The organism is Consotaella salsifontis (assembly GCF_900167365.1).
Taxonomy (GTDB): domain Bacteria; phylum Pseudomonadota; class Alphaproteobacteria; order Rhizobiales; family Rhizobiaceae; genus Consotaella; species Consotaella salsifontis.
Genome location: NZ_FUXL01000002.1, coordinates 229,186 through 253,927, shown reverse-complemented (window position 1 = coordinate 253,927; position 24,742 = coordinate 229,186). Strand labels below are relative to the sequence as shown.

The 24,742-nt window shown below is 65.7% G+C and carries 22 protein-coding genes; 13 read left to right on the top strand and 9 right to left on the bottom strand.

What is annotated here, in order from left to right:
* Positions 1-465: 465 nt before the first annotated feature.
* From citC to B5D38_RS03275, 7 genes are all read left to right on the top strand, one after another.
* The gene (gene citC, locus B5D38_RS03305) at positions 466-1,587 is read left to right on the top strand and encodes a [citrate (pro-3S)-lyase] ligase (RefSeq protein WP_078706930.1); all 1,122 of its coding nucleotides are present in this window, start codon (positions 466-468) and stop codon (positions 1,585-1,587) included.
* A gap of 121 nt (positions 1,588-1,708) precedes the next feature.
* Complete coding sequence (gene citD, locus B5D38_RS03300; protein WP_078707107.1) at positions 1,709-2,005, top strand: citrate lyase acyl carrier protein; 297 nt, start codon at positions 1,709-1,711, stop codon at positions 2,003-2,005.
* Positions 2,002-2,874 (top strand): citrate (pro-3S)-lyase subunit beta, encoded by an 873-nt coding sequence (gene citE, locus B5D38_RS03295; RefSeq protein ID WP_078706929.1) that lies wholly within the window; start codon positions 2,002-2,004, stop codon positions 2,872-2,874. Before citD ends, citE begins: the two co-directional genes overlap by 4 nt.
* A 14-nt stretch (positions 2,875-2,888) precedes the next feature.
* Complete coding sequence (gene citF / locus B5D38_RS03290; RefSeq protein WP_078706928.1) at positions 2,889-4,412, top strand: citrate lyase subunit alpha; 1,524 nt, start codon at positions 2,889-2,891, stop codon at positions 4,410-4,412.
* Positions 4,409-4,975 carry a citrate lyase holo-[acyl-carrier protein] synthase gene (gene citX, locus B5D38_RS03285; RefSeq protein ID WP_207552878.1) on the top strand — a complete coding sequence of 189 codons (567 nt, stop codon included), beginning with the start codon at positions 4,409-4,411 and terminating at the stop codon, positions 4,973-4,975. The genes citF and citX overlap by 4 nt, the downstream gene beginning before the upstream one ends.
* A 31-nt stretch (positions 4,976-5,006) precedes the next feature.
* Positions 5,007-5,867, top strand: a complete 861-nt coding sequence (gene citG, locus B5D38_RS03280) for a triphosphoribosyl-dephospho-CoA synthase CitG (RefSeq protein WP_207552877.1) — start codon at positions 5,007-5,009, stop codon at positions 5,865-5,867.
* A gap of 39 nt (positions 5,868-5,906) precedes the next feature.
* The gene (locus tag B5D38_RS03275) at positions 5,907-6,584 is read left to right on the top strand and encodes an RBBP9/YdeN family alpha/beta hydrolase (protein ID WP_245318767.1); all 678 of its coding nucleotides are present in this window, start codon (positions 5,907-5,909) and stop codon (positions 6,582-6,584) included.
* 31 nt (positions 6,585-6,615) lie between these two features.
* Here the strand turns inward: B5D38_RS03275 and B5D38_RS03270 are convergent, their stop codons facing one another.
* The 5 genes from B5D38_RS03270 to B5D38_RS03250 form a co-directional block, all read right to left on the bottom strand.
* Positions 6,616-9,114: a sensor histidine kinase gene (locus B5D38_RS03270; RefSeq protein ID WP_078706926.1), complete on the bottom strand. Its 2,499-nt coding sequence runs from the start codon at positions 9,112-9,114 to the stop codon at positions 6,616-6,618.
* Positions 9,089-9,760: a response regulator transcription factor gene (locus tag B5D38_RS03265; RefSeq protein ID WP_078707104.1), complete on the bottom strand. Its 672-nt coding sequence runs from the start codon at positions 9,758-9,760 to the stop codon at positions 9,089-9,091. Before B5D38_RS03265 ends, B5D38_RS03270 begins: the two co-directional genes overlap by 26 nt.
* 125 nt (positions 9,761-9,885) lie before the next feature.
* Positions 9,886-11,391, bottom strand: coding sequence for a tripartite tricarboxylate transporter permease (locus tag B5D38_RS03260; RefSeq protein WP_116002556.1), 1,506 nt, complete (start codon positions 11,389-11,391; stop codon positions 9,886-9,888).
* 14 nt (positions 11,392-11,405) lie between these two features.
* Entirely contained in the window at positions 11,406-11,879 is a 474-nt protein-coding gene (locus B5D38_RS03255) for a tripartite tricarboxylate transporter TctB family protein (RefSeq protein ID WP_165690775.1), read from the bottom strand.
* Between the two features lie 87 nt (positions 11,880-11,966).
* Complete coding sequence (locus B5D38_RS03250) at positions 11,967-12,944, bottom strand: tripartite tricarboxylate transporter substrate binding protein (protein WP_078706924.1); 978 nt, start codon at positions 12,942-12,944, stop codon at positions 11,967-11,969.
* Between the two features lie 278 nt (positions 12,945-13,222).
* Here B5D38_RS03250 and B5D38_RS03245 point away from each other — a divergent pair, with 278 nt between their 5' ends.
* Positions 13,223-14,659, top strand: coding sequence for a M20/M25/M40 family metallo-hydrolase (locus tag B5D38_RS03245; RefSeq protein WP_078706923.1), 1,437 nt, complete (start codon positions 13,223-13,225; stop codon positions 14,657-14,659).
* On the opposite strand, the gene B5D38_RS03240 is transcribed toward B5D38_RS03245, so the two are convergent.
* The gene (locus tag B5D38_RS03240) at positions 14,620-15,576 is read right to left on the bottom strand and encodes a nucleoside hydrolase (protein WP_078706922.1); all 957 of its coding nucleotides are present in this window, start codon (positions 15,574-15,576) and stop codon (positions 14,620-14,622) included. The two genes, B5D38_RS03245 and B5D38_RS03240, sit on opposite strands and share 40 nt — an antisense overlap.
* A gap of 194 nt (positions 15,577-15,770) precedes the next feature.
* On the opposite strand from B5D38_RS03240, the gene B5D38_RS03235 reads away from it, so the two are divergent.
* The 5 genes from B5D38_RS03235 to B5D38_RS03215 all read left to right on the top strand — a co-directional run bounded on the left by B5D38_RS03235 (position 15,771) and on the right by B5D38_RS03215 (position 20,969).
* Positions 15,771-16,811: an ABC transporter substrate-binding protein gene (locus tag B5D38_RS03235; RefSeq protein WP_078706921.1), complete on the top strand. Its 1,041-nt coding sequence runs from the start codon at positions 15,771-15,773 to the stop codon at positions 16,809-16,811.
* A 76-nt stretch (positions 16,812-16,887) separates the two neighbouring features.
* The gene (locus B5D38_RS03230) at positions 16,888-17,715 is read left to right on the top strand and encodes an ABC transporter permease (protein WP_245318766.1); all 828 of its coding nucleotides are present in this window, start codon (positions 16,888-16,890) and stop codon (positions 17,713-17,715) included.
* A gap of 2 nt (positions 17,716-17,717) precedes the next feature.
* On the top strand, positions 17,718-18,506 hold the full coding sequence (locus B5D38_RS03225) for an ABC transporter permease (protein ID WP_078706919.1): 789 nt from the start codon (positions 17,718-17,720) through the stop codon (positions 18,504-18,506).
* 20 nt (positions 18,507-18,526) lie between these two features.
* Positions 18,527-19,579: an ABC transporter ATP-binding protein gene (locus B5D38_RS03220; RefSeq protein WP_078706918.1), complete on the top strand. Its 1,053-nt coding sequence runs from the start codon at positions 18,527-18,529 to the stop codon at positions 19,577-19,579.
* A gap of 220 nt (positions 19,580-19,799) precedes the next feature.
* Complete coding sequence (locus B5D38_RS03215) at positions 19,800-20,969, top strand: AIPR family protein (RefSeq protein ID WP_078706917.1); 1,170 nt, start codon at positions 19,800-19,802, stop codon at positions 20,967-20,969.
* Positions 20,970-21,172: 203 nt separating this feature from the next.
* Here B5D38_RS03215 and B5D38_RS03210 read toward each other — a convergent pair whose 3' ends face one another.
* The 3 genes from B5D38_RS03210 to B5D38_RS03200 form a co-directional block, all read right to left on the bottom strand.
* Entirely contained in the window at positions 21,173-21,853 is a 681-nt protein-coding gene (locus B5D38_RS03210; protein WP_078706916.1) for a phosphoribosyltransferase, read from the bottom strand.
* A 162-nt stretch (positions 21,854-22,015) separates the two neighbouring features.
* Positions 22,016-23,791, bottom strand: coding sequence for an adenine deaminase (locus B5D38_RS03205; RefSeq protein ID WP_245318765.1), 1,776 nt, complete (start codon positions 23,789-23,791; stop codon positions 22,016-22,018).
* An 8-nt stretch (positions 23,792-23,799) separates the two neighbouring features.
* The gene (locus B5D38_RS03200) at positions 23,800-24,717 is read right to left on the bottom strand and encodes a nucleoside hydrolase (protein ID WP_078706914.1); all 918 of its coding nucleotides are present in this window, start codon (positions 24,715-24,717) and stop codon (positions 23,800-23,802) included.
* Between the last annotated feature and the right edge of the window lie 25 nt (positions 24,718-24,742).

Genomic DNA, 24,742 nt, shown 5'->3' with positions numbered 1-24,742 from the left:
ATAAGATATCTTTGCCTTCGCGCCGCCAGCGGTTCCGCTCCCCCTCCTTTTCGGCCGTGCGACGTTTTGCCGAAGCACGGGGCCAATCCCGAGAACTATAGATGCCGACCGGCGCCATCGCCGCCTTGGCTGCCCATGTCGCACCCTCGCTGACAGGGCCGCGACAGCTTCTTTGCGTAAGCCGTCATAGGTCAAAATTGGCGCGAAAGAGGGGAGTTCATCCCCCGATGGACAAAAATGGGCCTTCCGGCCCCTGTGGGGGAGGAGCACCGAAAGCGGCATTTCAGGCGCCGACAAAATCGGTGCCGATGGGTGGCTGTCTGCCGCCGCGATGCTTCGTTCGGCTGCGTCGATGGCAGGGCGCGAGGATGACGGAAAAGAACCGAACCGCATCATGACGGGAACGCGACCTTTCATCCGACGACGGTTTGGGCGACTTGTGGCTCTCCGGGGGGAGGGGCGGCGATGAGCGAGGGCGGGGACGAACTCGACTTCTCTGTCGTGGACCCCACGCTGGATGCGGGGGAACGGGCGGCGGTGATCGCGCTGCTCGCGGAATGCGGCCTCGATTATGAGGAGAACATCGAGGCTCTGGTGGTCTGCCGTCGCGAGGGGCGGCTGGTGGCCTGCGCCGGGCTCGAATGCAACATCGTCAAATGCGTCGCCACCTGCCCCGATTATCGCGGTGAAAATCTCAGCCTCAAGGTGGTGAGCGAGGTGGTGGCGCTCGCCCATGAACGCGGCCACACGCACCTCTTTCTCTACACCCGCCCCGAGAACGTCTCAGTCTTCGCAGGCTGCGGCTTCTATCCGCTGGTGGAGGCGCCCGGCTACGTCACGGTGATGGAGAACACGCCCATCGGCATCCGCTCCTACTGCAATCGCCTGAAGGCGTTGCGCAAGGACATGCCTCGGATCGGCTCCATCGTGATGAACGCCAACCCGTTCACCTACGGCCATCGCTATCTGGTGGAGCGCGCGGCGGAGGCCTGCGACTGGCTGCACCTTTTCGTGGTCGCCGAGGATGTCTCGCTGATCAGCTATCGCGACCGCTATGCCCTGGTTGCAGAAGGGGTGAAGGACATCACCAACCTGACGCTCCACCACGGCTCGCAATACATGATCTCGCGGGCGACGTTCTCGGCCTATTTCTTTAAGGAGAAGGGGATCGTCGGCGACTGTGTCTCGGCGATCGATCTGCTTCTCTTCCGCAACTACATTGCACCGGCTCTCGGTATCACCCACCGCTATGTCGGCACCGAGCCCTTCTGCGCCACGACGCTCAAATACAACGAGGACATGAAGTACTGGCTCCAGGCGGACGTTTCCCCCGCCGCGCCGGTGGCGGTGGTGGAGGTCGAGCGCACCACGGCGACGGGGGTGCCGATCTCGGCCTCCGAGGTGCGCCGGCTTTTGCGCAACGAGCGCTTCGACCGCATCGCCGAGATCGTGCCGCCGGCGACGCTCGATGTCCTGTTGAAGAACTATGCGCCGATGCGCCGGCGATCGGTGGAACTTCCCCCTGGCGCGAGCGAGGCAGAGGGCTGGCAGACGCTGGCCTCGCTGCCTGGCGGTTCGCGCCAATGAGAGATCGGGCACGGCGCTGGAAGAAACGGCTGTCGGTCACGGCCCGCTGATGGATGATGAGGGAATAAGCGGTGGGCGGGCAGGCCCTGTCGCCGCATGGAATGAGGAGGCGAGGAAAGACGTGAACATCGTCAGGGACAGCATCGCCGGAACGCTGGAATCCAACGACCTGTTGGTAAAGGTGTCGCCGGCCCAGGACGAGGGGTTGGAACTCCACGTCAACAGTGAGGTCATTCACCAGTTCGGGGCGCAGATCGAGGCCGTGGTGCGCGAGACGCTTTCCCGCCTCGGCGTGACGAACGCCCTGGTTCTAATCGAGGACAAGGGAGCGCTCGACTGCTCGATCCGCGCGCGGGTCCAGGCCGCGGTGCTGAGAGCCTCGGACGCCACCGGAATCGACTGGGAGGCGCTGTCATGACGCTCCGCCGCTCCATGCTGTTTCTGCCGGGCTCGAACGCGGCGATGCTCTCCACCGCTTTCGTCTTCGAGGCCGACAGCTTCATGTTCGATCTCGAGGACGCCGTGTCGCTGCGCGAGAAGGACACGGCGCGCCTGCTCGTCTATCACGCGCTGAAGATGCCGGCCTACGCCAAGCGCGAGAAGGTGGTCCGCATCAATCCTCTCTCGACGCCCTTCGGCCGGCTGGACCTGGAGGCGGTGGTGCGCGCCGGCGTCGACGTCGTGCGCCTTCCCAAGACCGACACCGCCGAGGATGTTGCCGATCTCGAGACCGAGGTGGAGCGCATAGAGCGCGCCTGCGGACGCGAGGTCGGATCGACCAGACTGATGGCGGCGATCGAATCCGCCTCGGGCGTCGTCAACGCCCTGGCTATCGCCAAGGCTTCGCCGCGCATCATGGGCATTGCGCTCGCCGGGTTCGACTATGTGATGGACATGCAGACGCAGCGCGGCGACGGCACCGAGCTCTTCTATGCCCGCTGCGCCGTGCTTCACGCGGCGCGCGCCGCCCGGGTCGATGCCTTCGACGTCGTGTTCGGCGACGTCAACGACGAAGCGGGCTTCCTGAAGGAGGTGGATCTCATCAAGCGCCTCGGCTTCACCGGCAAGTCGCTGATCAATCCGCGCCAGATCGAGCTTTTGCACAACGCCTTTGCGCCAGCACAGGAGGAGGTCGACTACGCCCGCCGCGTGGTGGCGGCAGCGGCCCAGGCAGAGGAGAAGGGCCTCGGCGTCGTCTCGCTCAACGGCAAGATGGTGGATGCGCCGGTGATTGCCATGGCCGAGCGGGTGCTTCAGCGCGCCGCGGCCTCGGGTGTCCGGCAGTAGAGGGAGACGAATCCATGAACGACATAGCTGATCGTCTCGCCGGTGCGTCCACGCCGGCCCTTGCCGGGCTCGAGCCCTATGCGGGCTTTGCCGCCAAGACGCCCTATCTCGCGAGCCGCGAGGAGAAGCGCTCGCGCAAGCTTTGTGCCTCCCTCGAAGAAGCCGTGCGCAAGGCGGGGCTCGCGGATGGCATGACCATCTCATTCCATCACGCCTTCCGCGAGGGCGACAAGACCATCAACGACGTGGTGGCGGCCCTGGCGACGATGGGCTTCAAAAACCTGACGCTCGCCTCCTCCTCGCTGCTCTCCTGCAATGCGCCGCTGATCGAGCATATCAAGAGCGGCGTGATCTCGCGCATCTACACCTCGGGCATGCGCGGCAAGCTCGCCGAGGCTCTGTCCCACGGCCTGATGGACGAGCCGGTGAACATTCACTCGCATGGCGGACGTGTGGCGCTCATCCAGTCGGGAGAGCTCAAGATCGACGTCGCCTTTCTTGGCGTTTCCACCGCCGACGACTTCGGCAATGCCAACGGCGTCTCGGGGCGTTCGCGCTGCGGCTCGCTCGGCTATGCGATGGTCGACGCGCAGTTCGCCGCCAAGGTGGTCCTGCTGGCCGAGGAGATCGTGCCCTTTCCCAACGCGCCGGCCTCCATCCGCCACGACCAGGTGGACTTCGTGGTCAAGGTCGATCAGATCGGCGATCCGTCCAAGATATCCATCGGCGCGGCGCGCATCACCTCCAACCCGCGCGAACTGCTGATCGCCAAGTTCGCGGCGGACGTGGTGGAGCATTGCGGCTTCTTCGAGCAGGGCTTTTCCCTGCAGACGGGATCGGGCGCGTCGGCGACGGCGGTGACGCGCTTCATCGAGAACCGCATGAGGAAGAGGGGCATCACCGCCTCCTTCGCCCTCGGCGGCATCACCGGCTCCATCGTCGATCTTCACAAGAAGGGGCTGATCGAGACCATCATCGATACCCAGAGCTTCGACGCGGACGCGGCGGAATCGCTGCGCACCTCGCCCCGGCACCTGGAGGTCTCGACCAACCAGTACGCCAGCCCGCGCGGCAAGGCCGCCTATGTCGATCAGGTGGACATCGTCGTCCTCTCGGCGCTGGAGGTCGATCTCGACTTCAACGTCAATGTCATCACTGGCTCGGACGGCGTAATGCGCGGCGCTTCGGGCGGCCACAGCGACGTGGCGGCGGGCGCCAACCTCGCCATCGTCGTCGCGCCCTTGATCCGCAGCCGCATTCCGACCGTGGTCAGGCGGGTCAACACCGTGGTGACGCCGGGCGAATGCATCGGCGTGCTGGTCACGGACCATGGCGTCGCGGTCAATCCCGCCCGTCCCGAGGTCGCCGAGCGGCTAAAGGCGGCGGGCCTGCCGGTGCTTTCCATCGAGGAGCTTCATGAGCGCGCCGTGTCAATTACCGGCGAACCGCGACCGATCGAATATCTCGACAAGGTCGTCGGCATCGTGCGCTACCGCGACGGCACGGTGATAGACGTCGTCCGGCAGGTCAAGGGTTGACCTGGTCCGTCGATATCGGCGGGCGAGGGGACTCCCATGCCCGCCCGATCACTCTCGAGGAAATGCTCGCCGCCCGCGAGGCGCGCGTGGAGCGCCAGGGGGCGATGCTGGCGCGCTTTCACCGCCCTTTGGTTTCCCTCACCCTGGTCATGCCGGGCGCGGTGAAGAACCCGCCTTTCGCCACGCCATTGCTGGCGGCTGCGATCGAGCAGGTTCGTGCGGCGGCGCGCGGGTGTGGCTGGACGATCCTGGCGGAGGAGAGGATCGCTGCGGGCACGGGGCCGGAGGCGCTTGTCGTCATCGACGCCGAAGCGGCGGATATCAAGCGGGCGATGACGGCGATCGAGGAGACCCATGAGCTCGGCCGGCTGTGGGACCTTGACGTCATCGCGCTGGGCGAGCTTAGCATTTCGCGACGTGCTCTCGGTCTTCCCGTGCGGCGATGTCTCGTCTGCGGGGAGGCGGCTCACGTCTGCGCCCGCTCGCGCCGCCATCCCGTGGAAGAGCTGTTCTCGATTGTTGCGGAAAAAGCCCATGCCTCTCTCGGTTTCGGCGGCGACTGACCCCGCGCTTGTTCTATCCGCGTCGAGCGCCGTGACTTCCACCGCGTGGGCGGGGCTGGCGTATCGTGCGCTGATCCGCGAAGTGACGCTGACGCCCAAGCCCGGCCTCGTCGACCGGCGCAACAGTGGCGCCAACCGCGACATGAAGCTATCCACCTTCATGGCGAGCGCGGCCGCTATCGCCCCGTTTTTCCTGCGCTTTCATCGCTGCGGCGTCGAGGGCAGCGGCATCCCTCCGAGGACATTCCTCGCCTCGATCCGGGGCGAGGGGATCGCATGCGAACGCGCGATGCTGACTGCCACCGGCGGCGTCAACTGCCACAAGGGCTCGATCTTCGCTCTTGGGCTTCTGCTGGCGGCGGCCGGACGCCTTTCGGCCCTGCCCCGGCGCCCCGACGTCGACGATCTTTGCGAGGAAGTGGCGCGGATGTGCGACGGCTTGGTAGAGGCCGAGCTAGGGCACGCCGGCCAGCCGCGGACGGCGGGCGAGCATCTTTACCGGCTTCACGGCCTGACGGGCGCGCGCGGCGAGGCCGCCTCGGGCTTCGCCACGGTACGGCAGTATTCGCTTCCCGCCTACCGTCAAGCGCGCGAGGCGGGTGCGGGGGGAAGGATGGCGCTTCTCTCTGCGTTCCTGGAGCTTCTCGCCGTCAATGCCGACACCAACATCGTGACAAGAGGCGGTGTGGGCGCTCTCCGCTACATCCAGGAAAAGGCGCGCCGGCTGAGGGCGATGGGGGGCATCGATCATCCAGGGTTCATTGAGGCGATGATCGTCCTCGACGAGGCGATGATCGAGCGCAATCTCAACCCCGGCGGCTCGGCCGACCTTCTCGCCGTCACGTGGTTTCTCGCTCATGCGGAGCGCCTCGGCGGCGGTACGGCCCCTTGATGAAGCGCGGTCGGGGGGATTATTGTTTTTGTTGAACGAATGTTCATCAGCGTTGGTGTCGCGGGGACGGGCGGGCCGGTGGAAGCCTTGATGGAAGAGATCGACGAGGCGCTGCTTGCGGCCTCCGAGCGCTATGACTTCGTTCTCGTGCCCGGCCTCTACGACAGCGGACCTGAGCATTGGCAGAGCCATTGGCAGCGCCGCCACAGCTTCTGGCGCCGGATCAGCCAGAGCAAGTGGGACGACCCCGACATCGAGCGCTGGATCAGCGCCATTCGGCGCGATCTGGCGACCGCCCGCCATCCCGCCATCCTTGTCGGCCATAGCCTCGGCGCGCTCGCCTCATGCTGCATCGCCGCCGAGGGCGAATACCTGGTCGCTGGCCTGATGCTGGTGGCGCCGGCCCAGCCCTCCAAGTTTCACGTCGAGGATCGTGTGCCGCAGTCCAATCTCGGCGTCCCCTCCGTCATCGTTGCCAGCCGCAATGATCGCCTGATGCCGTTCGAAAGGGCGATTCACTGGACGGGGGTGTGGGGCGGCCATCTGGTGGATGTGGGCGAAGTCGGCCACATCAACGCCGAGGCGGGATTCGGTCCCTGGCCCTATGGCGTGGAGCTGTTGAAGGCGCTCGTCGACCGTGTCGACGCCTGGGACGACAGCCTCGACAGCGCCTATTGCGACATTTCCGGCGACGGCCGCCAGCCGGCCGCCGGCTGAAGAGTTCGCTGGGCTTGGAGCGCTCAACCCCTCATCGGGCCGCCGTCACGATCCGCCATTGCTCCAGGAAGCGCTCGCGCTTGCGCCGGTCCAGGAAGACGAGAAGGCCGGGGCCGAGGGCGATCCTGTAGATCGAGCCGTCGAAGGCGCCACGCCCCGGATTAGCCGACCAAAGCTCGTTGACGTCGTGCGGCAGTGTGTTGTCGATGACGGTGCGTTTGGCAATCAAGGCCTGAGCGCGTTCCGAGAGCAGATAGTCGATGAACCGGCCAGCGATAGACGGGTGCCGCGCCGTGCTCGGTATGACCGCAGTCCGGGGGACGGCCAGCGTATAATCCGTCGGCAGAACGATTCCGATCGGCGCCCCGGCGTCCAGCCGCTCTTGGGCATAGCTGGCGAGCACGTTGTAGCCGATCAGCGCCCTGCCGGCCTCCACCTCCGACAGCATGTCGTAGGCACGGGACATGAGCTTGGCGTCGAGATCGCCCCAGGCGGTGGCGAGTTGCCAGAACTGGCTGGACAGCAGCCAATCCTGCGTCGCCAGAAGATAGCCGAGACCGGCATTGGCGATGTCGTAGGTGACGACCTTGCCGCTGTAGCGCGCCTCGTGTTCGCGCATCAGGCGGATCAGCGCGTCGCGCGAATGCGGGACCTCGTCGGGCGGCACGAGATCGCGGTTGTAGACGATGGCCACCGGTTCGTTCGAGAAGGCGAAGATTTCGTCGCGCCACTTCGCCCAGGGCGGCAGGCGCTCGGTGCGCGGCGAGGAATAGCGCAGGCTGTAGCCGTCATTGACCAGCTTCACCTGGAGATCCACGGCCGAGCTTATGACGATGTCGGCCCCGTCGGACTGGTTGCGGTCGATGGTGGCGGCATAGAGATCCTGGGTCAGCATGTCGCGATAGGCGACGCCGATGCCGGGGTTCTGGGCCTGAAAGTCGCGGATCAGCGGTTCCATGAACTGCTGGTCGGCCGCCGCGTCGATCACCAGCGTCGCTTCCTGTTTGGCGGTGGCAGGGAACTGAATGCGCTCCGTGCCGAGCGCTGGCGCGGCGGCAAGAAAAAGTGCCAGAAGGAAGAGCGGCGGCAGAAACGGCAGGCGCCGCCGGCGTTGCGGCTCGGTCACTTCCTTGGCAGGCGAGGGGAAGGACAGGCGCACGACGAGCCCGCCGCCCGGCCGATCGAGTAGCTCCAGGCTCGCCTCGTGGGCCTCGGCCGCCACCGTGACGATGGCAAGGCCGAAGCCGCTGCCGGGCATGCCAGCCGCCGAGCTGCCGCGCCTGTAGCGCTGCAGCACCAGGGGCTTTTCCTCGTCGGGGATGCCGGGGCCGCGATCCGCCACCTCGACGACCGGCCCGCGCCCATCCGCCGCGCCGTGCACGAAGACATCCACCTCAGGCTCTGCGCCTCCATACTTGATGGCGTTGCCGACGAGATTTGCGAGCGCCTCGCGCAGAATGATCGAATCCCCCTCTATCGTCCGTTCCGGCGCCCCGCCGTCGCGCAGCACGCGGATCGAGGCATTCTCCGCGATCACGGCCGTCCGGTGCACCACCTGTGCGGCGAGACCCGCGAGATCGATCGCCTGCTTCTGCATGGCTTCGGAGCGGTGGACGACCGCCGCATGGTTGAGGAGCTGGGTCGTCAACTCGCTCGCCTCCACCGCGTTCCGGTGGATGCGCGCGAAGATCTGGCGCAGGCGCTCCGGATCGGTTTCGTCGACGCCGAGCTCGGCCTGGCTACGCAGGGCCGCAAGCGGCGTGCGGATTTCGTGGGCGGCATCGGCCAGAAACATCTTGCCGGATTCGAGGCTCGTCTTGAGGCGCGACATCAAATGGTTGATCGCCTGGACGAGGGGAGCGACCTCCGTCGGGGCGGGAATCTCGATGGGCGTGAAATCCTGCGGCCGACGGGTGCTGATGCTGTTCTCGAGCTTGCGCAGGGGCTGGAGCGTCTTGCGAATGCCGAACCACACCATGAGCGCGGAAAAGAGCATCGCGCCTGTCAGCGGCGCGAAGGAATAGGCGAAGATGCGCTGAGAGAGCAGGCCGCGCTCCTCCCGCGTCTGCGCGACGACGATCGTCACCCAGCCGCTCTCCTCGGCACCGGTGACGAACCTGCCGAGCCGAACCGTGCGCACCGGGGTTTGCCGATAGACGGCATCCGCGAAGACGCCTGACCCGCGCCTGAGTGGCTCGCCGGGCAGGTCGCCATAGCCGGTAAGAAGGCTGCCGTCCGCGCCCAGCACCTTATAGAAGACGCGGTCGCGCCGGGCCATGCCGAGAATATTCAGCGAGGAATAGGGCAGGTCGACCGTGACGACCCCGTCCTCGGCACGGACAGAGTCGGCGATCGAGAAGGCCGAGGCCGAGAGAAGCTGGTCGTAGGCGCTGTCGGCGGCGTGGTGCGCGAAGGCGCTGAGAAAGGAGAACAGCACCAGCGACAGCAGTCCGAAGACGGCGAAGACGACCGTCAGCAGCCGCTGAAGCAGCGAACCCTCTGCCTTATTCGGGCTTCTTCTCCGCCACATAACCCATTCCATGGACCGTGCGGATCGCCACCGAGGCGTTTTCGAGCTTGCGGCGCAGCCGGGAGACGTAGAGCTCGATGGCGTTGGGCGCCACGGCCTGGTCGAGGCTGAAAAGCTGGTCGATCAGCGCGTTCTTGCTCATCACCCGGCCGAGATTGCCGAGCAGGATCTCGAGCAACCCGAACTCGCGCGCGCCGAGATCGACGGGCTGGTCGTTGATCCTGATCCGCCGCGCGGCCACGTCCAAGGCAAGATTGCCAAGTGTGATGGTCGAGGAGGTCTGGCCGTGTGGCCGCCGCAGGAGCGCCCGGCAGCGTGCCTCCAGCTCGCCCAGGTCGAACGGCTTGACCATGTAGTCGTCCGCCCCGATGTCGAGGACGTTGATGACACAGTCCACCTGCGACCGGGCGGTGATGACGAGCACCGGCGTGGCATCGGCGGCGCGGCGCATCTGGCGCAGCAGCGTCTGGCCGTCGATGCCGGGCAGCATGAGATCCAGGATGACCAGCTGATAGGTCTCGGTGGCAAGCAGTTCGGCGGCCGCCGCCCCTTCCGCCACCCAGTCCACGGCATAGCCGCGCTTGCGCAGATGGCTGACGACAGCATCGGCAAGGTCTTCGGCGTCCTCGACGACAAGGATGTGCATCGAGCGCATTCCTCCCTCCGGCGGTTCCCGAGGGTCCGCCGGAACATCTTCTTTTTCCTCCACCTTCATTTCCGACATTTCGCCCCGTCCCGCCAGTGTTTTTACAAAGGTGGAGCCGCCGGTCGTCAGACTGCGGAAGGGACGGTCGTGTGGCGCGCGCGCCAGCTGCGGTAGAGCGGCAGCAGAAGGATGATGATGGTCAGCAGGTAGAGGACGATGGAAATCGAGGAGTTGACGAACACCCCCATGTCGCCGCCCGACATCTTCAGCGCCCGGCGGAAATTCGTCTCCATCATGTTGCCGACGATCGCCGCGAGGATGAAGGGCGAGGTCGGAATGTCGAGGAAGTCGAGCACGAGGCCGAGCAATCCGAAGAGGATCAAGGGATAGAAGTCGAAGGCGCTGTCGCTGATGGCGTAGATGCCGAGATAGGCAAGGCCGAGCACGGAGGGGTAGAGAATGCGCCCCGGCACCGAGAGCACGCGCACCAGGAGAGAAGCCAGCGGCAGATTGATGATCGCGCAGATGATGTTGCCGACGAACATCGAGGCGGTGAGGCCCCAGACGATATCTGGATGATCCTGGAAGAGCGTCGGCCCCGGCTGGAGCCCCAGCATCAAGAGCGCGCCCATCATCACCGCCGTTACGCCAGAGCCCGGAATGCCGAGCGTCAGCATGGGGATGAGGGCGCCGATGGAGCAGGCGTTGTTGGCCGATTCCGGAGCGGCGAGGCCGACGATCTCGCCCTTTCCGAAGGCTTCGGGCGTCTTCGAGAGCTGCTTCTCGTTGCTGTAGGCCATCATTGAGGCCATGGTGCCGCCGGCGCCCGGCAGCACGCCGATGAGGAAGCCGATCGGCGCCTGGCGAAGGATCGGCATCAGGCAGCGCCGCCATTCCTCCTTGGTGATCCAGATCGGGCCGAACTTGGTCTGGACCTGACGCGTCACCGTTTTGGGATTGGCGCATTTATAGACTTCCACCAGCGCGTAGAAGCCGATGATGACGATGAGGAAGTCGAGCCCGCCCATGAGCTCGAGGAAACCGAAGGTGTAGCGATCGACGCCCGTGAGCCCGTCGAGGCCAATGGTGGAGACCATGAGCCCCATGGCCGTCGAGACCAGCCCGCGCAGGAGATTGCCGCGCGACAGCGAGGCGGTCGCAACGAGCGCGAAGATCATCAGGGCGAAATACTCGCCAGGGCCGAAGCGCAGCGCGAAGCGCGCGACATAGACGGCCGCGAAGACGAAGATGACGGCGCCGATCAGTCCGCCGATGAAGGAGGCGATGGCCGAGATGGCGAGGGCCGATTCCGCCTTGCCGTTGCGCGCCATCGGATAGCCGTCGAAGCAGGCCGCGACTGCCGCGCCGTCGCCCGGCGTGTTGAGCAGGATGGAGGCGCGCGACCCACCGAACATCGCGCCGTAATAGATGCCGCACATGGTGATTAGCGCGCCCGTCGGCCCCATGAAATAAGTCATGGGAAGGAGCACGGCGACGCCGGTGGCCGGCCCGAGGCCGGGCAGCATGCCGATGACCGTGCCGACCGCGCCGCCCAGCGTCACGTAGAGAAGGTTCTCCGGCGTCAGGCAGATCGTGAAGCCATAGGCGAGGTTCTGAAGGATTTCGATCATGATCGCCTCGACGCTCAGAACTCGGGGAAGGCCACGAGGGGCTTGCCCAGCCAGGTGAAGATGAAGAAGACGATGATGGCGAAGCCGATGGCGGTGATGATGTTCGCCTTCCACCGCTTGACGCCGTTATAGGCGAACGAAATTCCGCCGATGAAGATGGTGGTGGAGGCGATGAAGCCGAGCGGCTCGAACGTCAGCGCGTAGAGCACGCCGAAGGCGGAGCCGATGAGCGCCGCGCGGTGGGTGCTCGTAAATTCCCATGTCACCAGATGCGCGACACCGGGCTTCAGGATCTCGCTGACGATCAGCGCGACGCCGCAGACGACGCAGAGCCCGGACACCAGCCAGGGAAAATACTTCGGCGCGTTGGGATCGCCGAGGGCGGCGTCGCGCATGCTGAAGGAGGCGAGCCCCCACGCCGCGCCCACCACGACGGCGAAAAGGCCGGCGAGAAAGCGGCTGTTCCTGAGCAGACTGCCATCGGTCAAGGGCGTGTCTCCAAGCGAAAAGATGCGCGATCGTTCAATCGGGAGGGGTGGGCCGGCGAGCGCGGCGCGCGCCGGTCCACGGCCGCGTCACTGCGCGGCGAGCATGCCCAGCTCGGAGAGCATTCCCTTGTATTCCTCGTTGGACTGCTCGAGGAATTTCTCGAATTCGGGCCCGTCGAGATAGGAATCATCCCAGCCGTATTGCGCGCGCGCGTCGGCCCATTCCTTGGTCTGGACCATCTTGCCCAGCGTGTCGCGCCAGTACTTGACGGCGGCCTCCGGCATCTTCTCTGTGCCGAAGAGGCCACGCCAGTTGAGGAAGTCGACCGGAACGCCCGCCTCGCGGCAGGTCGGGATGCCTTCGCGTCCCGCAACCGGCTTGGGCGCCGTGTAGCAGAGCACGCGAATGTCGCCGCTCTTCAGCTGGCCGAGAAGCTCGGTGATGCCCGTCGACAGGATGTCGAGGTGGCCGCCCAGCAGCTGGGCGAGGCTCGATCCGTCCTGGTAGCTGATATAGTTGAGCTTCTTGATGTCGTTGACGCCCGCGGCCTTGGCCACCTGCACGAAGGCGAGATGGTCCATGCTGCCTGCTGCCGACGTGCCGCCGATGGAGACGGAGCCGGGGTCCTTCTTCAGCGCCTCGATGACGTCGTTGAGGTCCTTGTAGGGGGAATCGGCCTTCACCGCGAACGCCTCGTAGTCCGAGATGAGGCGGGCGAGCGGCGTCGTGTTCTTGTAGGAAAGCGGGGTCGTGCCGCTGAGGTTGATCAGCAGGAGCGGGGGCGAATAGACGCTGACGATCGTGTCGGACTTCGCCTTCTGGGTCATGTAGGCGAGATTGACGCCGCCGCCGCCGCCGGGCTTGTTGGTGACGGGCATCGGAACCTTGACGAGCCCGGTGTCGGACAGGACCTTCGCCACGGCGCGAATGGTGGTGTCCCAACCGCCGCCGGCGCCGGCCGGTGCGATGAATTCCATCGGGCGCGACGGATAGTCGGCCGCGCTGGCCGAGAACGCAAAACCGGCGACGAGCGCGGGCAACAGGTATTTGGCGACTTTAAGCATTCATCTCCTCCCAAGCCGAGGTGCAAGCTAAGATTCGTCCGCGCCCGCCGGCCCGCGCATCGCGACAAGGCGGGCGCCTCCCAGGGCCATCGATGCGACAGCCTCGTTATGGGTTAAACGGAGCTTCTGTCACTGACCTGTCAGCCGTGCGGTCAGTGCATGGCAGAGATGCGCCTGCTGGCCGACAGACGGGATGGCACGGAGGCCGCGCGGGTCGCGGCGATGTCGTATAGGCTCTCTGGCAGCAGCCGCGAATGAACTGAAGGAAGGATCGAGGAATGGCCGACAGAACGGTGGAACAGGCGCTGGAAGCGGCGGATACGCAACTCGGCGCCAGCCTGGAGCGCTTGCTGTCCTTCGTCCGCATCCCCTCCATCTCCACCGACAGCCGGCATCGCGGCGACTGCCGCCGGGCGGCCGAGTGGCTGGCGGGCGAGCTGGCCTCGCTCGGCCTCGACAGCGCGGTGCGTGACACGCCGGGGCACCCGATGGTGGTCGCCCATGATCCGGCCGGCGTCGCGGGGCCGCGCGTTCTCTTCTACGGCCATTACGACGTACAGCCCGTCGATCCCCTGGAGCTGTGGGATCATCCGCCGTTCGAGCCGAGGATCGTGGATGCGGGCGACGACAAGCACATCACCGGGCGTGGCGCCTCCGACGACAAGGGAGCACTCCTGACCTTCATCGAGGCTTGCCGCGCGTGGAAATCCGTGCATGGCCACCTGCCTGCCTCCATCTCCTTCCTCTTCGAGGGCGAGGAGGAATCCGGCAGCCCGAGCCTGGTTCCTTTTCTTGAGGCCAACCGGGACGAGCTGTCGCGTGACGTCGTCTTCGTCTGCGACACCGACATGTGGGACGACCAGACGCCCGCCATCACCACGCTCCTGCGCGGCCACCTCTTTGAGGAGGTGACGCTGGAGGCCGCCGATCGCGATCTCCACTCCGGCATGTTCGGCAATGCGGTGCGCAACGCCGTCGAGCTTCTCTGCGATATCCTGGGCGAGCTACGCGGCCCCGACGGCGCGATTGCCATTCCCGGCTTCTATGATGGGGTTCAGCCCTTGGCGCCCGAGATCGCGGCGCTGTGGAAGAGCATTCCCTTCGACGAAGCCGGTTTTCTGGCGCGGGTCGGCGCGAGTGTTCCCGCGGGCGAAGCGGGGCGCTCGGTGATGGAGCAGCTTTGGGCGCGGCCTTCCTTCGACATTTGCGGCATCTCGGGCGGCTATGAGGGCGAGGGATTCAAGGCCGTGCTGCCGGCCAAGGCGAGCGCCAAGGTCTCGTTCCGGCTCGTGCCGGGGCAGGACCCCGACCGCCTGCGCACGCTGTTCCGCCAGTTCGTGACCGAGCGCCTGCCGGCCGACTGCCGCGCAAGTTTCTCCTCCTTCGGCGCCAGCCGCGCCACGGCGATCGCACCCGACGGCCCGTTCATCGGCCCCGCCCTGGAGACGCTGACAGAGGAATGGGGGCGACAAGCCGCGCTCGCCGGCACCGGCGGCTCCATTCCCATCGTCGGACACTTCAAGCGGATTCTCGGCATGGACTCGGTGATGGTCGGCTTTGCCCGCTTCGACAACCGCGTCCACAGCCCGAACGAGAAGTACGACCTTTCGAGCTTTCACCACGGCATCCGCTCGTGGGTGCGCGTCCTCGGGCGGCTGGACGAGATGGCGCGCTCTCAGGCCGAAAGGCGGAGTTCGCCGACCGAGGCCCGGTAGAGCTCCTTCATGCGGTCGAGATCGACCGCCTCGACCAGGACGACCGGCGGCGTGCCCAGCCGCCGGCTCGGATCGACCACCGTCATTCCGCGCGTGATCCCCGGCGCCAGCGCCACCTTCACCGAGGCCGTAAGCGAGCGCGTCACGATCGCGGGGTCGATCGCCACCGCCGCCGCCAGCGGATCGACGAAGCGCATGATGTCCATGCCGGTATAGGATTTGACGATCTCGCGGCTCTGGTTGGCGAGGGCCTGGGAGAAGCGCTTGCCGGCGCTGTCGCCCACTCCGGCGAACATCTCCTCGATCTCCTGGCCCTGCATCTGATGGGTGGCGCAGGTCTCCCACGGCACGACGACGGTCTCGATGTCGCTGCCGAAGACGATGCTGGCGGCTTCGGGGTCGGCATAGATGTTGAACTCGGCGGCGGGCGTGGTGTTGCCGCGTCCGTTGAGCGTGCCGCCCATGATGATCAGGCGGCCGATGCCGGCGATGACCTTGGGCTCGAGATGAAGCACCAGGGCGAGGTTGGTCAGCGGTCCGATGGTGAGGATGTCGACCTTCTCGCCATCCATCGCGGCCTGGAGCAGCGTCTCGCGCAGAAACTGGACGGCGTCGTCGCCATGCGGATCGCCAAAAACCTCCAGGCGCGGTGCCCCGCCGAGCCCGTCCTCGCCATGGATATGCGTGGCGTCGATGATCGGCTGGACCAGCGGCTGCGCTGCACCGCCATAAACCGGGATATCGGCGCCCGCGACGGCGAGGGTCGTCAGGATGTTCCGCGTCGCCGAGGCCAGCGAGACGTTGCCGAAAACCGTGGTGATGGCGTCCGGTGCGCGCCCGTTGGCGATGAGCAGCAGCAGAGCCTGGGCGTCGTCGACGCCACCGTCGGTATCGAGGATGAGGCGATTTTGGGCCACGCGGCATACTCCTAATTCGACCTGTCCGTCTTATGAGCCACCGCTCGGGTGCTCGGCAAGCGCCGCGAGCGACGGTGTATCAGCGGCTGGATTCGCGCTATCCGCGTGTGGGTGCTTGATATTTCGGCTTGAAAAGCTTCTGCCGGGAAAATAGCCTCCGCGCGGACTCGGCCGGGGTGCCGACGGAAACACGCATGGGAAGCGACATCATGAAACGTGTTTGGACGGCGCTTGCGGTGGCGGCTCTGGCGGACGTGGCGGGTGCGACATCGGCCTCGGCCGAGACGCTCACCATTTCCTGGTGGGGCTACAACGGCGACAAGATGAACGCCAACATCATCGAGCCCTTCAAGAAGATGTGCGGCTGCGATGTCGTGTTCGAGACGGGCAACAACGCCGACCGGCTGAACAAGCTGGCCATCCGCCAGGGCGCGGGCGTCGACGTCATCTTCCTCACCGACAGCTTCTCGCAGATCGGCATCGACCAGGGGCTGTTCCTGCCGGTCGACCGCGCCAAGGTGCCGAATGTCGAGCACGTCTACGACATCGCCAAGGCGCCCCAAGGCGAATATGGCCCGGCCTATACGATCGGCCGCGTCGGCATCGTCTACGACTCGGCCAAGGTGAAGCCGCTGACGACCTGGGACGATCTCTGGCGCGACGATCTGAAGAGCGCCGTAACACTGCCCGGCATCACCACCACGGCCGGCCCGATGATGGTGCTGAAGGCAGGCGACCATGCCGATGTCGACGCCTATGAGGACGAGGACGCGGCCTTCGACGCGATCGAGAGCCTGAAGCCCAACGTCGTCAAGAACTACAACACCGGCTCGGAGATGGTGAACCTCATCTCGACCGGCGAGGCGACGGTGGCCGTCGCCCAGGACTTCACGCTCGCCTCGCTCCAGAAGGCGGTGCCGACCATGACCTGGGCCGACCTCGAGGACGGCGCGATCGCCACGCTCAACACGGTGAACATCCCCAAGGGCTCCGAGCATGTCGACCTTGCCCTGAAGTTCATCAACTTCCTGCTCTCCGACGAGGTGCAGCAGAAGGAGGCCGAACAGGGCGTCGACGCGCCGGTCAACGTCAACGTGAAGCTGACGCCGGACGAGGCGAAGCTCTGGACCTATGGCGCCGACATGGTGGGAAGCCTCACCACCGTCGACTATGCGGCCCTCAACGCCGCCAAGGATGCGTGGATCGACCGCTGGAACGAAATCTTCGGAATGTGAGCGCCGTCGTGGCGCATGGTCGATCGATGACAGGCCGGATGGCGTGGCTCCCCCTGGCGCGAACAGGGGGCCGGTCGTGACGCGCCGCTGGCTTGGATGGGCCCTGGCGGCGCCGGCCACGATCGCCGTCGCGATCTTCCTGGTCGCGCCGGTGCTGGCGACGTTCGCCACCACCTTCGGCGGGCCGAAGGGGGCTTTCGCCGCCTATGCCGCCTTCTTCGGCAGCGGCTTTCGCCGCACCGTTCTCTACCGCACGACCGAGGTGGCGCTGATCACCACGGCGATCTCCGTCTTCGTCGGCTTCATCACCGCCTATGTCGTCTCGCGGGTTCGCGGAAAAGCGAAGAGCATCCTGATCATCGCGGCGGTCTTCCCGCTTTTGACCGGCGTCGTCGTGCGCTCCTTCGCCTGGCTCGTCATCCTCGGCAAGAACGGCATCCTCAACACCGCGCTTCTCGATCTCGGGCTCGTCAGCGAGCCGCTGTCGATGCTTTACACCGAGGGCTCGGTGATCGTCGCGATGGTCTACCTCTTCGTGCCGCTGATGATCCTCACCTCCGTCGGCGTGCTGGAAGGCATTCCCGACGATCTCATCCAGGCGTCCACCTCGCTCGGCGCCTCGCCCGCCGCAACCTTCCGGCAGGTGGTGTTTCCGCTCGCCATGCCGGGCATCATCGTCGGCGCCGTGCTGGTCTTCACTGGCTCCTTCACCTCCTACGCCACGCCCCAGCTTCTCGGCGGCGAGCGGCAGATGATGATGGGCACCTTCCTCTACCAGCGCGCCATGGTCACGTTCGACTGGGTCGGCGCCTCGACCGTCGCGGTGATCATGACCGTCGTCACCATCGCCATCGTGCTTCTCATGAGCCGGATCGCCCGGCGCCTCAACCCGGCGGCGGTCTGAAAATGGCAACGCGCATCCACCCGCTTCTCGTGGCCTTCGCCGCGCTCGTCTTCTTCTTTCTGGTGGGGCCGCTGGTCATCATCGTCGGCGCCGCGCTCTCCGACACCAGCTTCCTCACCTTCCCGCCCCAGGGGCTGACGCTTCACTGGTTCTCCAACATCTTCGAGATCAGCGCCTTCCGCGAGACCATGACGACGAGCTTTCTGCTCGCCTTTCTTGGCACCTCGCTGTCGCTCCTCGTCGGCATTCCGGCGGCCTATGCGCTGCATCGCCACCGCGTGACGCTGCCCACATGGCTGTCGACGGTGTTCGTCTTGCCGGTGCTGATCCCGGAGATCGTCTTCGGCTTCTCGCTGATGAAGTCGGCGACGGCCGCGGCGGGCCTGCCGATCTTCGCGAGCCTCCTCATCGGCCACGCCCTGCTGGTGCTGCCCTATTGCGTGCGCGTGGTGAGCGCGAGCCTCGCCGCCTTCGACTTTTCCGTCGAGGAGGCGGCCGTCAGCCTTGGCTCCCCGCCGTTGAAGACGTTCTTCACCGTGGTCCTGCCGAACATCCGCGCCGGGGCGATCGCGGCCTTCATCCTGGCCTTCATCACCTCGCTCAACGACGTCTCGGTCTCGCTCTTCCTCACCGGCCCCGGCATCTCGACCCTGCCGATCCAGCTTCTCGCCCACATGGAGCAGTTCTTCGATCCGACGATCGCGGCGGTTTCCGTGCTCTTGATGGCGGTGACTGTGGCGGTGATGGCGGTGGTCGAGGCGACGCTCGGCCTCTCCTTCCTGACCAAGTAGCCCAGCTGGCGAAGTAGCTTATGTCCGTGACCCTCGACCTCTCGTCCGTCAGCGCCCATTACGGCACCACGAAGGTGCTGGAGGAGCTGTCGCTCTCCGTGAAGGCGGGCGAGCTCGTCTCGCTGCTCGGGGCCAGCGGCTGCGGCAAGACGACGACGCTGCGCCTCGTCGCCGGCTTCCTCTCGCCCTCCGGCGGCACCATCCGCCTCGGCGGCGAGGACCTGACGCGAAAGCCGGCCCATGCCCGCAACATCGGCATCGTCTTCCAGAACTATGCGCTGTTTCCGCATCTGACGGTGGAGGAGAACGTCGCCTTCGGCCTGAAGCAGCGCCGCGTCGAGCCGGCCGCGCGGCGCGAGCGCGCCCTCGCCATGCTGGAGCGGGTGGGCCTTGCCGAATTCGCCGACCGCCACCCCGCCGCGCTCTCGGGCGGGCAGAAGCAGCGCGTCGCGCTCGCCCGCGCGCTGGTCATCGATCCGCCGCTCCTGATGTTCGACGAGCCGCTGTCGAACCTCGACGCCAAGCTGCGCGTCGACATGCGCGTCGAGATCCGCCGCCTGCAACAGGCCAACAACACCACCGCCCTCTACGTCACCCACGACCAGGAGGAGGCGTTCTCGATCTCCGATCGCGTCGCCATCATGAACGCCGGGCGGATCATGCAGCTCGACGCGCCGGAGGTGCTCTACAGCCGCCCCGCGAACCCCTTCGTCGCCCGCTTCGTCGGCTTCGAGAATCTGGTGAGGATGCGCGTTGCCGAGCGCATGGGCGAGACGGTCCTCGCCGAGGCGGAGGGCGGCGGCCGGCTGCATTTGTCGCAGCAGGCGCTCGGCCCCATCCCCGACGCCTTCGTCCTCGCCGCACGCCCCGAGGGGTTGACGGTGGCGAGGCAAGGGGAGGGCATCGCCGCGCGCCTCGGCCTGCGCACCTATCTCGGCCGCGCCTATCAGTATCGCTGCGAAACCAGCGCCGGCGAACTCATCGCCAACGGCCCGCTCTCCCAACCCTTCGAACCCGGCGAAACCGTCGTCCTCACCCCCAGCCTTGAGCAATGCTGCGTGCTGGAGGGGTAGGAAAGCGAGATCGTTGATGGAGCGGAAGATCGGATAGCCTCCTAGTTCGTCGAGCCTCCCAACCTCCTAGCTGTCTGGTTGCAGTCTAAAAACGCCTCTATGGGCGCGACGATCTTGAATGTTCTGCCAGATCGGCGCATCGTAAGTAAGTAACGATTCGCCTTGGTCATCCAGGTGGGTGCGCCAATAGCGGGGCGATCGTTGGTTGAAAGGAAGTAAAATGGCGTCTAATGCCAAACAGGAGAGCTATGCTCTCGAATATCGCGTTCTGCGCAATATCAGTGCTCCTGAAGATGAGGCTGATGGGCGTAAAGTATATGCCGGGCAGGCGCCGGCATCTAGCCTCCTAGAGCTTGAGGACGACGATAACGTCCGGGAATATCTGGTTGAGGCTAAGGGGAAGCAGAAGCATACCCCTACTCTGGTTCATCAGGCTATTAGAAAAACACTTCGTGATCATCCAGATCAGTTCAATATATTGAACGGAGGTTTGGTTATAGTTGCGCGTGGCGCATCAGTAGATGACGCTAAGAAAGTTGTTCGCCTTGATCGTCCGAGCATTATAAACGGATCGCAAACTCAGGGCGAGCTAAAGCGCTTCTTTAATGACCATATCAAAGATGAAGCCGGTGTCGATCCCAGCGTGAAATTCGAGCTGATCATCACTGCTGATCGTGATTTAGTTGCAGAAATTTCAATCGCCCGCAATTTTCAGAACGATGTTCGAGCAATATCCATCGCAGGTCGCCGGGGGCAGTTGGACGAGTTGGAGTCTGCGCTCCAGGAGCAATATCCTGATGCAAAGCTAAGAAAATCAGAGACTGATCTCACGGCTGACGGTGAATATGTTGATACGGAAAAATTAATCCAGGTTATTTTTGCGATCCTTCCGGAGGAGATACTTGGAAAGCTTGAGCGGCTTGATAGTACAAATAAAGTATTTACTTATTCTCAGAAGACTAGATGTCTTAAGCTGTTTCAAGGCGTTGTGGATAACGGTCCTTTTGATGTTTACGAAGCGTTTCTCGGTCTAGCTCCGACGGCGTGGGGGCTTTATGAGCGTTGGAAATGTCATCAAGGATTTAAGGGTACTCGTATCCGCTCGATAACTCGAGAGGATGGTGTAATCGTGGAAGTGCCTGACGGCGTTATTTTTCCGATACTTGCTGCTCACGCTGCTTTCGTTAGTAAGCACAAGGGCCAGTGGGTAATGCGAAAGCCAGATGCACTTGCCGATTCCGAGCTAATTGAAGCTGCCAAGCAAGCATATATGGAAATTGCTGGGAGTAATCCGCAAACCATGGGAAAAAGTAAGGCATGCTATTCTACGCTTCATCAGATTACCTCCATCTTTGCCCGGCTGGCAAAATCTAGTTCTAGTCGTGCATAGCTAAAAGACGTGGTGGAAGGAGCGGCCGGCAAGGGGATTTCTTGGTTCGGCTTAACGGGTGTGACCCTGTCGGATATTGCTTTCACTCGATAGACGAACGCAACTTACCGGGCTAAGTTGGTAGCCAGCAGAGATGTTGGCTACCAATTGGCTTGCAATTGTCTCCGCTAAGCCCCTCCGGCAAACACTTCCTTCTTCCCCCCTCACGCCATCCAGCACCCTCTTTCCCCACACCGCTTCAGCAACGGCGTCGAGAAGACGGCGACAGTCTTTTCCGGCCAGGAGGGATCAAGGGCGGAAAGGGTTTCGCGCCAGCGGTCGGACTGGAGCATGGCGGCGCCGAGGGCGATGGGGGTGACGCCGCAGGCGGCGAGGAGGGTGATGCCGGCGGCGGCCGAGCTTCCCGATGAAATGACGTCGTCGACGAGGAGCACGCGCTTGCCCGCGATCAGCGGCAGCATGCGCGGGTCGAGATAGAGCCGCTTCTCATGGTCCGGCGAGGTGACGGAGGAGAGCGGCACCGACAGGGCTTCGTCGTACCAGAACTTTTTCGACGTTCCGAGCGGCACGTAGCGCTCGTGGCGCAGCCGGCGCGCGACGGCGCTCGCCAGCGTCAGGCCGAGGGTCGGCAGGCCGACCACCACCTCGGGCGAAAATTCCGCCGCGCGCTCGGCCAACGCCTTGGCCAGACTCTCCTGCACATGAAAGCTCGCCTGGCTGATGATGAGCGAGGCAAGGCCGGTGCCGCCCTCGGCACGCGGGCGGATCGGAAGCCTAAGAACGCGGCCGTCGGGAAGCCGGGCGGGATAGACATCGGCAAAGCTCAGCGCCTCGGGCGCTTCGCCCTCGGGCTCGAACTCCTGCCAGAACTCGTGGGGCTGCATCGGCGGCGGCATCCTCGGCTTTCAGCGACAGCGATGGTTTTCACGGATGGCGGGAGCATGCAACCTGCCGCAACGCCGCATCGCTCTACGCCTTTGATCTATGAGCAATTCCAGACGCAAAGCCGCTTCACGGTTTTGCTGGAATTGCTCTGGGCGCGCGCGTCAAGGTAGCGTTTCGAGGACGGGCGAGGCGAGGAGCCGGCCCGTCGCCCCGTCGGCGATGCCCCGGTCCGTCTGGTGCGGGCCGGCGTTGCAGGCGAGCGTCGCGCCGAAGCAGGCCTTGAAGACGAGATAGGGCGGGCGCCATGGCGCGATGCGGTCCATCTCCGCCCTGAGCGCGGCGAAGGCGGCGCCGACCTCGGCGATCCCCTCGGCCGAGACGAGCCCGGCGATGGGCAACGGCAGGAGCGCGCGCACCTCTCCGCCCGAGGCGACGGCCATGCCGCCGCCCGCCGCGATCACCGCGTTGGCTGCCGCCGCCATGTCCGCCTCGTTGCCGCCGAAGACGGTGAGGTTGTGGCTGTCGTGGGAAACCGTGGTGGCGAAGGCGCCGCGCCATTCGCCCCAGCCATGGAGGAAGCCGACGCGCGGGGCGCTGTCGGCGCGGCCGTGGCGATGGGCGACGGCGATCAGCGTGGTTCCCTCCGGCGGCACGACGAAGCCGCCGCGCACCTCGGCCTCCGCCTCGCTCCAGCGGGTGAAGCGCGGCTGGTCGATGAGCGCGACCCGCGCCCGGTTCCCCGTGGCGGCGACGCGAAAATCGTCCGGTTCGAGCGCGCCGAGCTTCATCGTGCCGAGAAGCGGCGCCGGGTCCGTCTCGGCGATGTCGAGGAGAAGCCGGCCCTTCGAGGCGGCGTGGCGCCCGCCGACGATCACCTCCCGCGCGGCAAAGCCCGAAAGATCCTCGAAGAGGACGAGATCGGCTCGGCAGCCGGCGGCGACGAGGCCGAGATCGGGCCGGCCGAGGCGCCTTGCGCCGTTGAGGCTCGCCGCCTGGAGCGCCCATTCCGGCTTCATGCCGTAGCGCACGAGCCGCCGCACCACGTCGTCGAGCCCGCCGGCGGAGGCGAGATCGTCGGGAAAGACGTCGTCGGTGCACAGCGTCACGCTCTGCGGCAGATGGCCGAGACGGTCGAGCGCGGCGACGAAATCCGGCAACAGATGATCGTGGGAGCCGCGCAGCTCGATGGCGATGCCGGCGCGCAGCTTGGCGAGAAGGTCGTCGCCCGAGACGAGCTCGTGGTCGGAGGAGATGCCGGCCGCCATGAAGGCCTGAAGCTCGGCGCCGGCAAGGCTGCGCGCATGGCCGCAGACCAGCTTGCCCGAGGCCAGCGCCGCCTCGACGATGGCGCCCATGCGAGGATCGCCCGAAATCACCTCGCGCATCGCCATCATCTCGGCAAGGCCGCCGATTTCCGGCCAGGAGAGAAGCTCGGCGATGGTCTCCGGCCCGAAATCCGCCCCCGCCAGCTCCAGCCCCGGCGCGGACGGCACGCAGGAGGGCGCGAGCGGAACGATCCGCAGCGGCAGGCCGCGCACCGCCTCGACACTCCATCGCACGCCGGCAACGCCGGCGACGTTGCCGAACTCGTGCGGGTCCCAGATTGTGGTGGTGACGCCGCGCGGCAGCACGGCGCGGGCATAGTGGGCGGGCGTCACCATCGAGCTTTCGACATGCATGTGCGTGTCGATCAGCCCCGGCGCGACGAAGGCGCCGCTGGCATCGATGGTCTCGGCGGCGTCGCTGCGCGCGCCGGGCGCGTGAAGGCTGGCGATGAGCGGGCCGACGAGGCCGATATCGGCCGGCAGAAACTCCGCCGTCGCGCCATGAAAGACGGTGCCGCCGGCAATCAGTAGGTCGAACGGCGCATCCCCTCGCGCCGCCGCGACGGCGCGCCGGCGAAGGGCTGGATCGGCAAGGTCAAGCGGCTCGCGCATCGCCCCACTCATCGCGCCGCCACCTGATGAAGCGCGCCGAGAATGGCCGATCGCGCCGCGTCGGCGTCGAGCCCGGCGGCAAAGCGAGCGTTGAAACGGGCGCCCGGCCGAGCATCGACCACGGTGCGCCCGCGCGTCAGAGCGCCGGCGAGCTCGACCTCGATCCGCGCCTCGCGGAACTCCACCTCGTCGGGGCGCGTGAAGGCGAAGGCGGCGACGGCGTCATAGAGCGACATGCCCGCCCGCCCGCGAGAGGTGGCGATATCGATGAAGCCGGCGAGGAGATCGGCAAGCGTTTCGGCCGCCGCTCCGCCGCCCGCGCGGATGGCGGCAACGTCGTCAGGATAGGCCAGCACCTTCCGGCAGAAATCGAGATCGACCATGGTGAAGGGGATGGCGGCCGCAAGTACGATGGCCAGCGCCTCCGGGTCGGCGAGGGCGTTGAACTCGGCCGAGGCGGTGTGGTTGCCCCTGGTCAGCCCGCCGCCCATCCAGGTGAGGTGGGTGATGCGCGCGGCAAGGTCGGGCCGCGCCAAAGCGAGGGCGGCGATGTTGGTCAGCGGCCCGAGCGCGAGGATGCGATGTTCGCCCTCGCTCGACAGCCAGCGGCAGAGGGCCTCGAAGGCATCATCGGTAAACTCCGTGGCGACCACGGGCAGAGTGCGTTCCGCCGTCGGGATGCCGGTTTGTCCCAGAATGCGCGCCGCCGTCTCCACCGCGCCGAGGACGGCGCTCTCGCGTCCGGCATGGATCGGAAAGCGCCAGCCGAAAAGCGCCTGCGCGCCCGCCGCGTTGGCGCAGACTTGCGTCAGCTCGCTGTTGCCGAAGACCAGGGAGACGCCGTCGATGGCCTCGCCGCCCGCTTCCACGACGAGGATGGCCGCGATGTCGTCGAACCCCATATCCGTATCGATCCAGACGCCCATCGTCGCTCCTTCGCGTTTCTTCCTC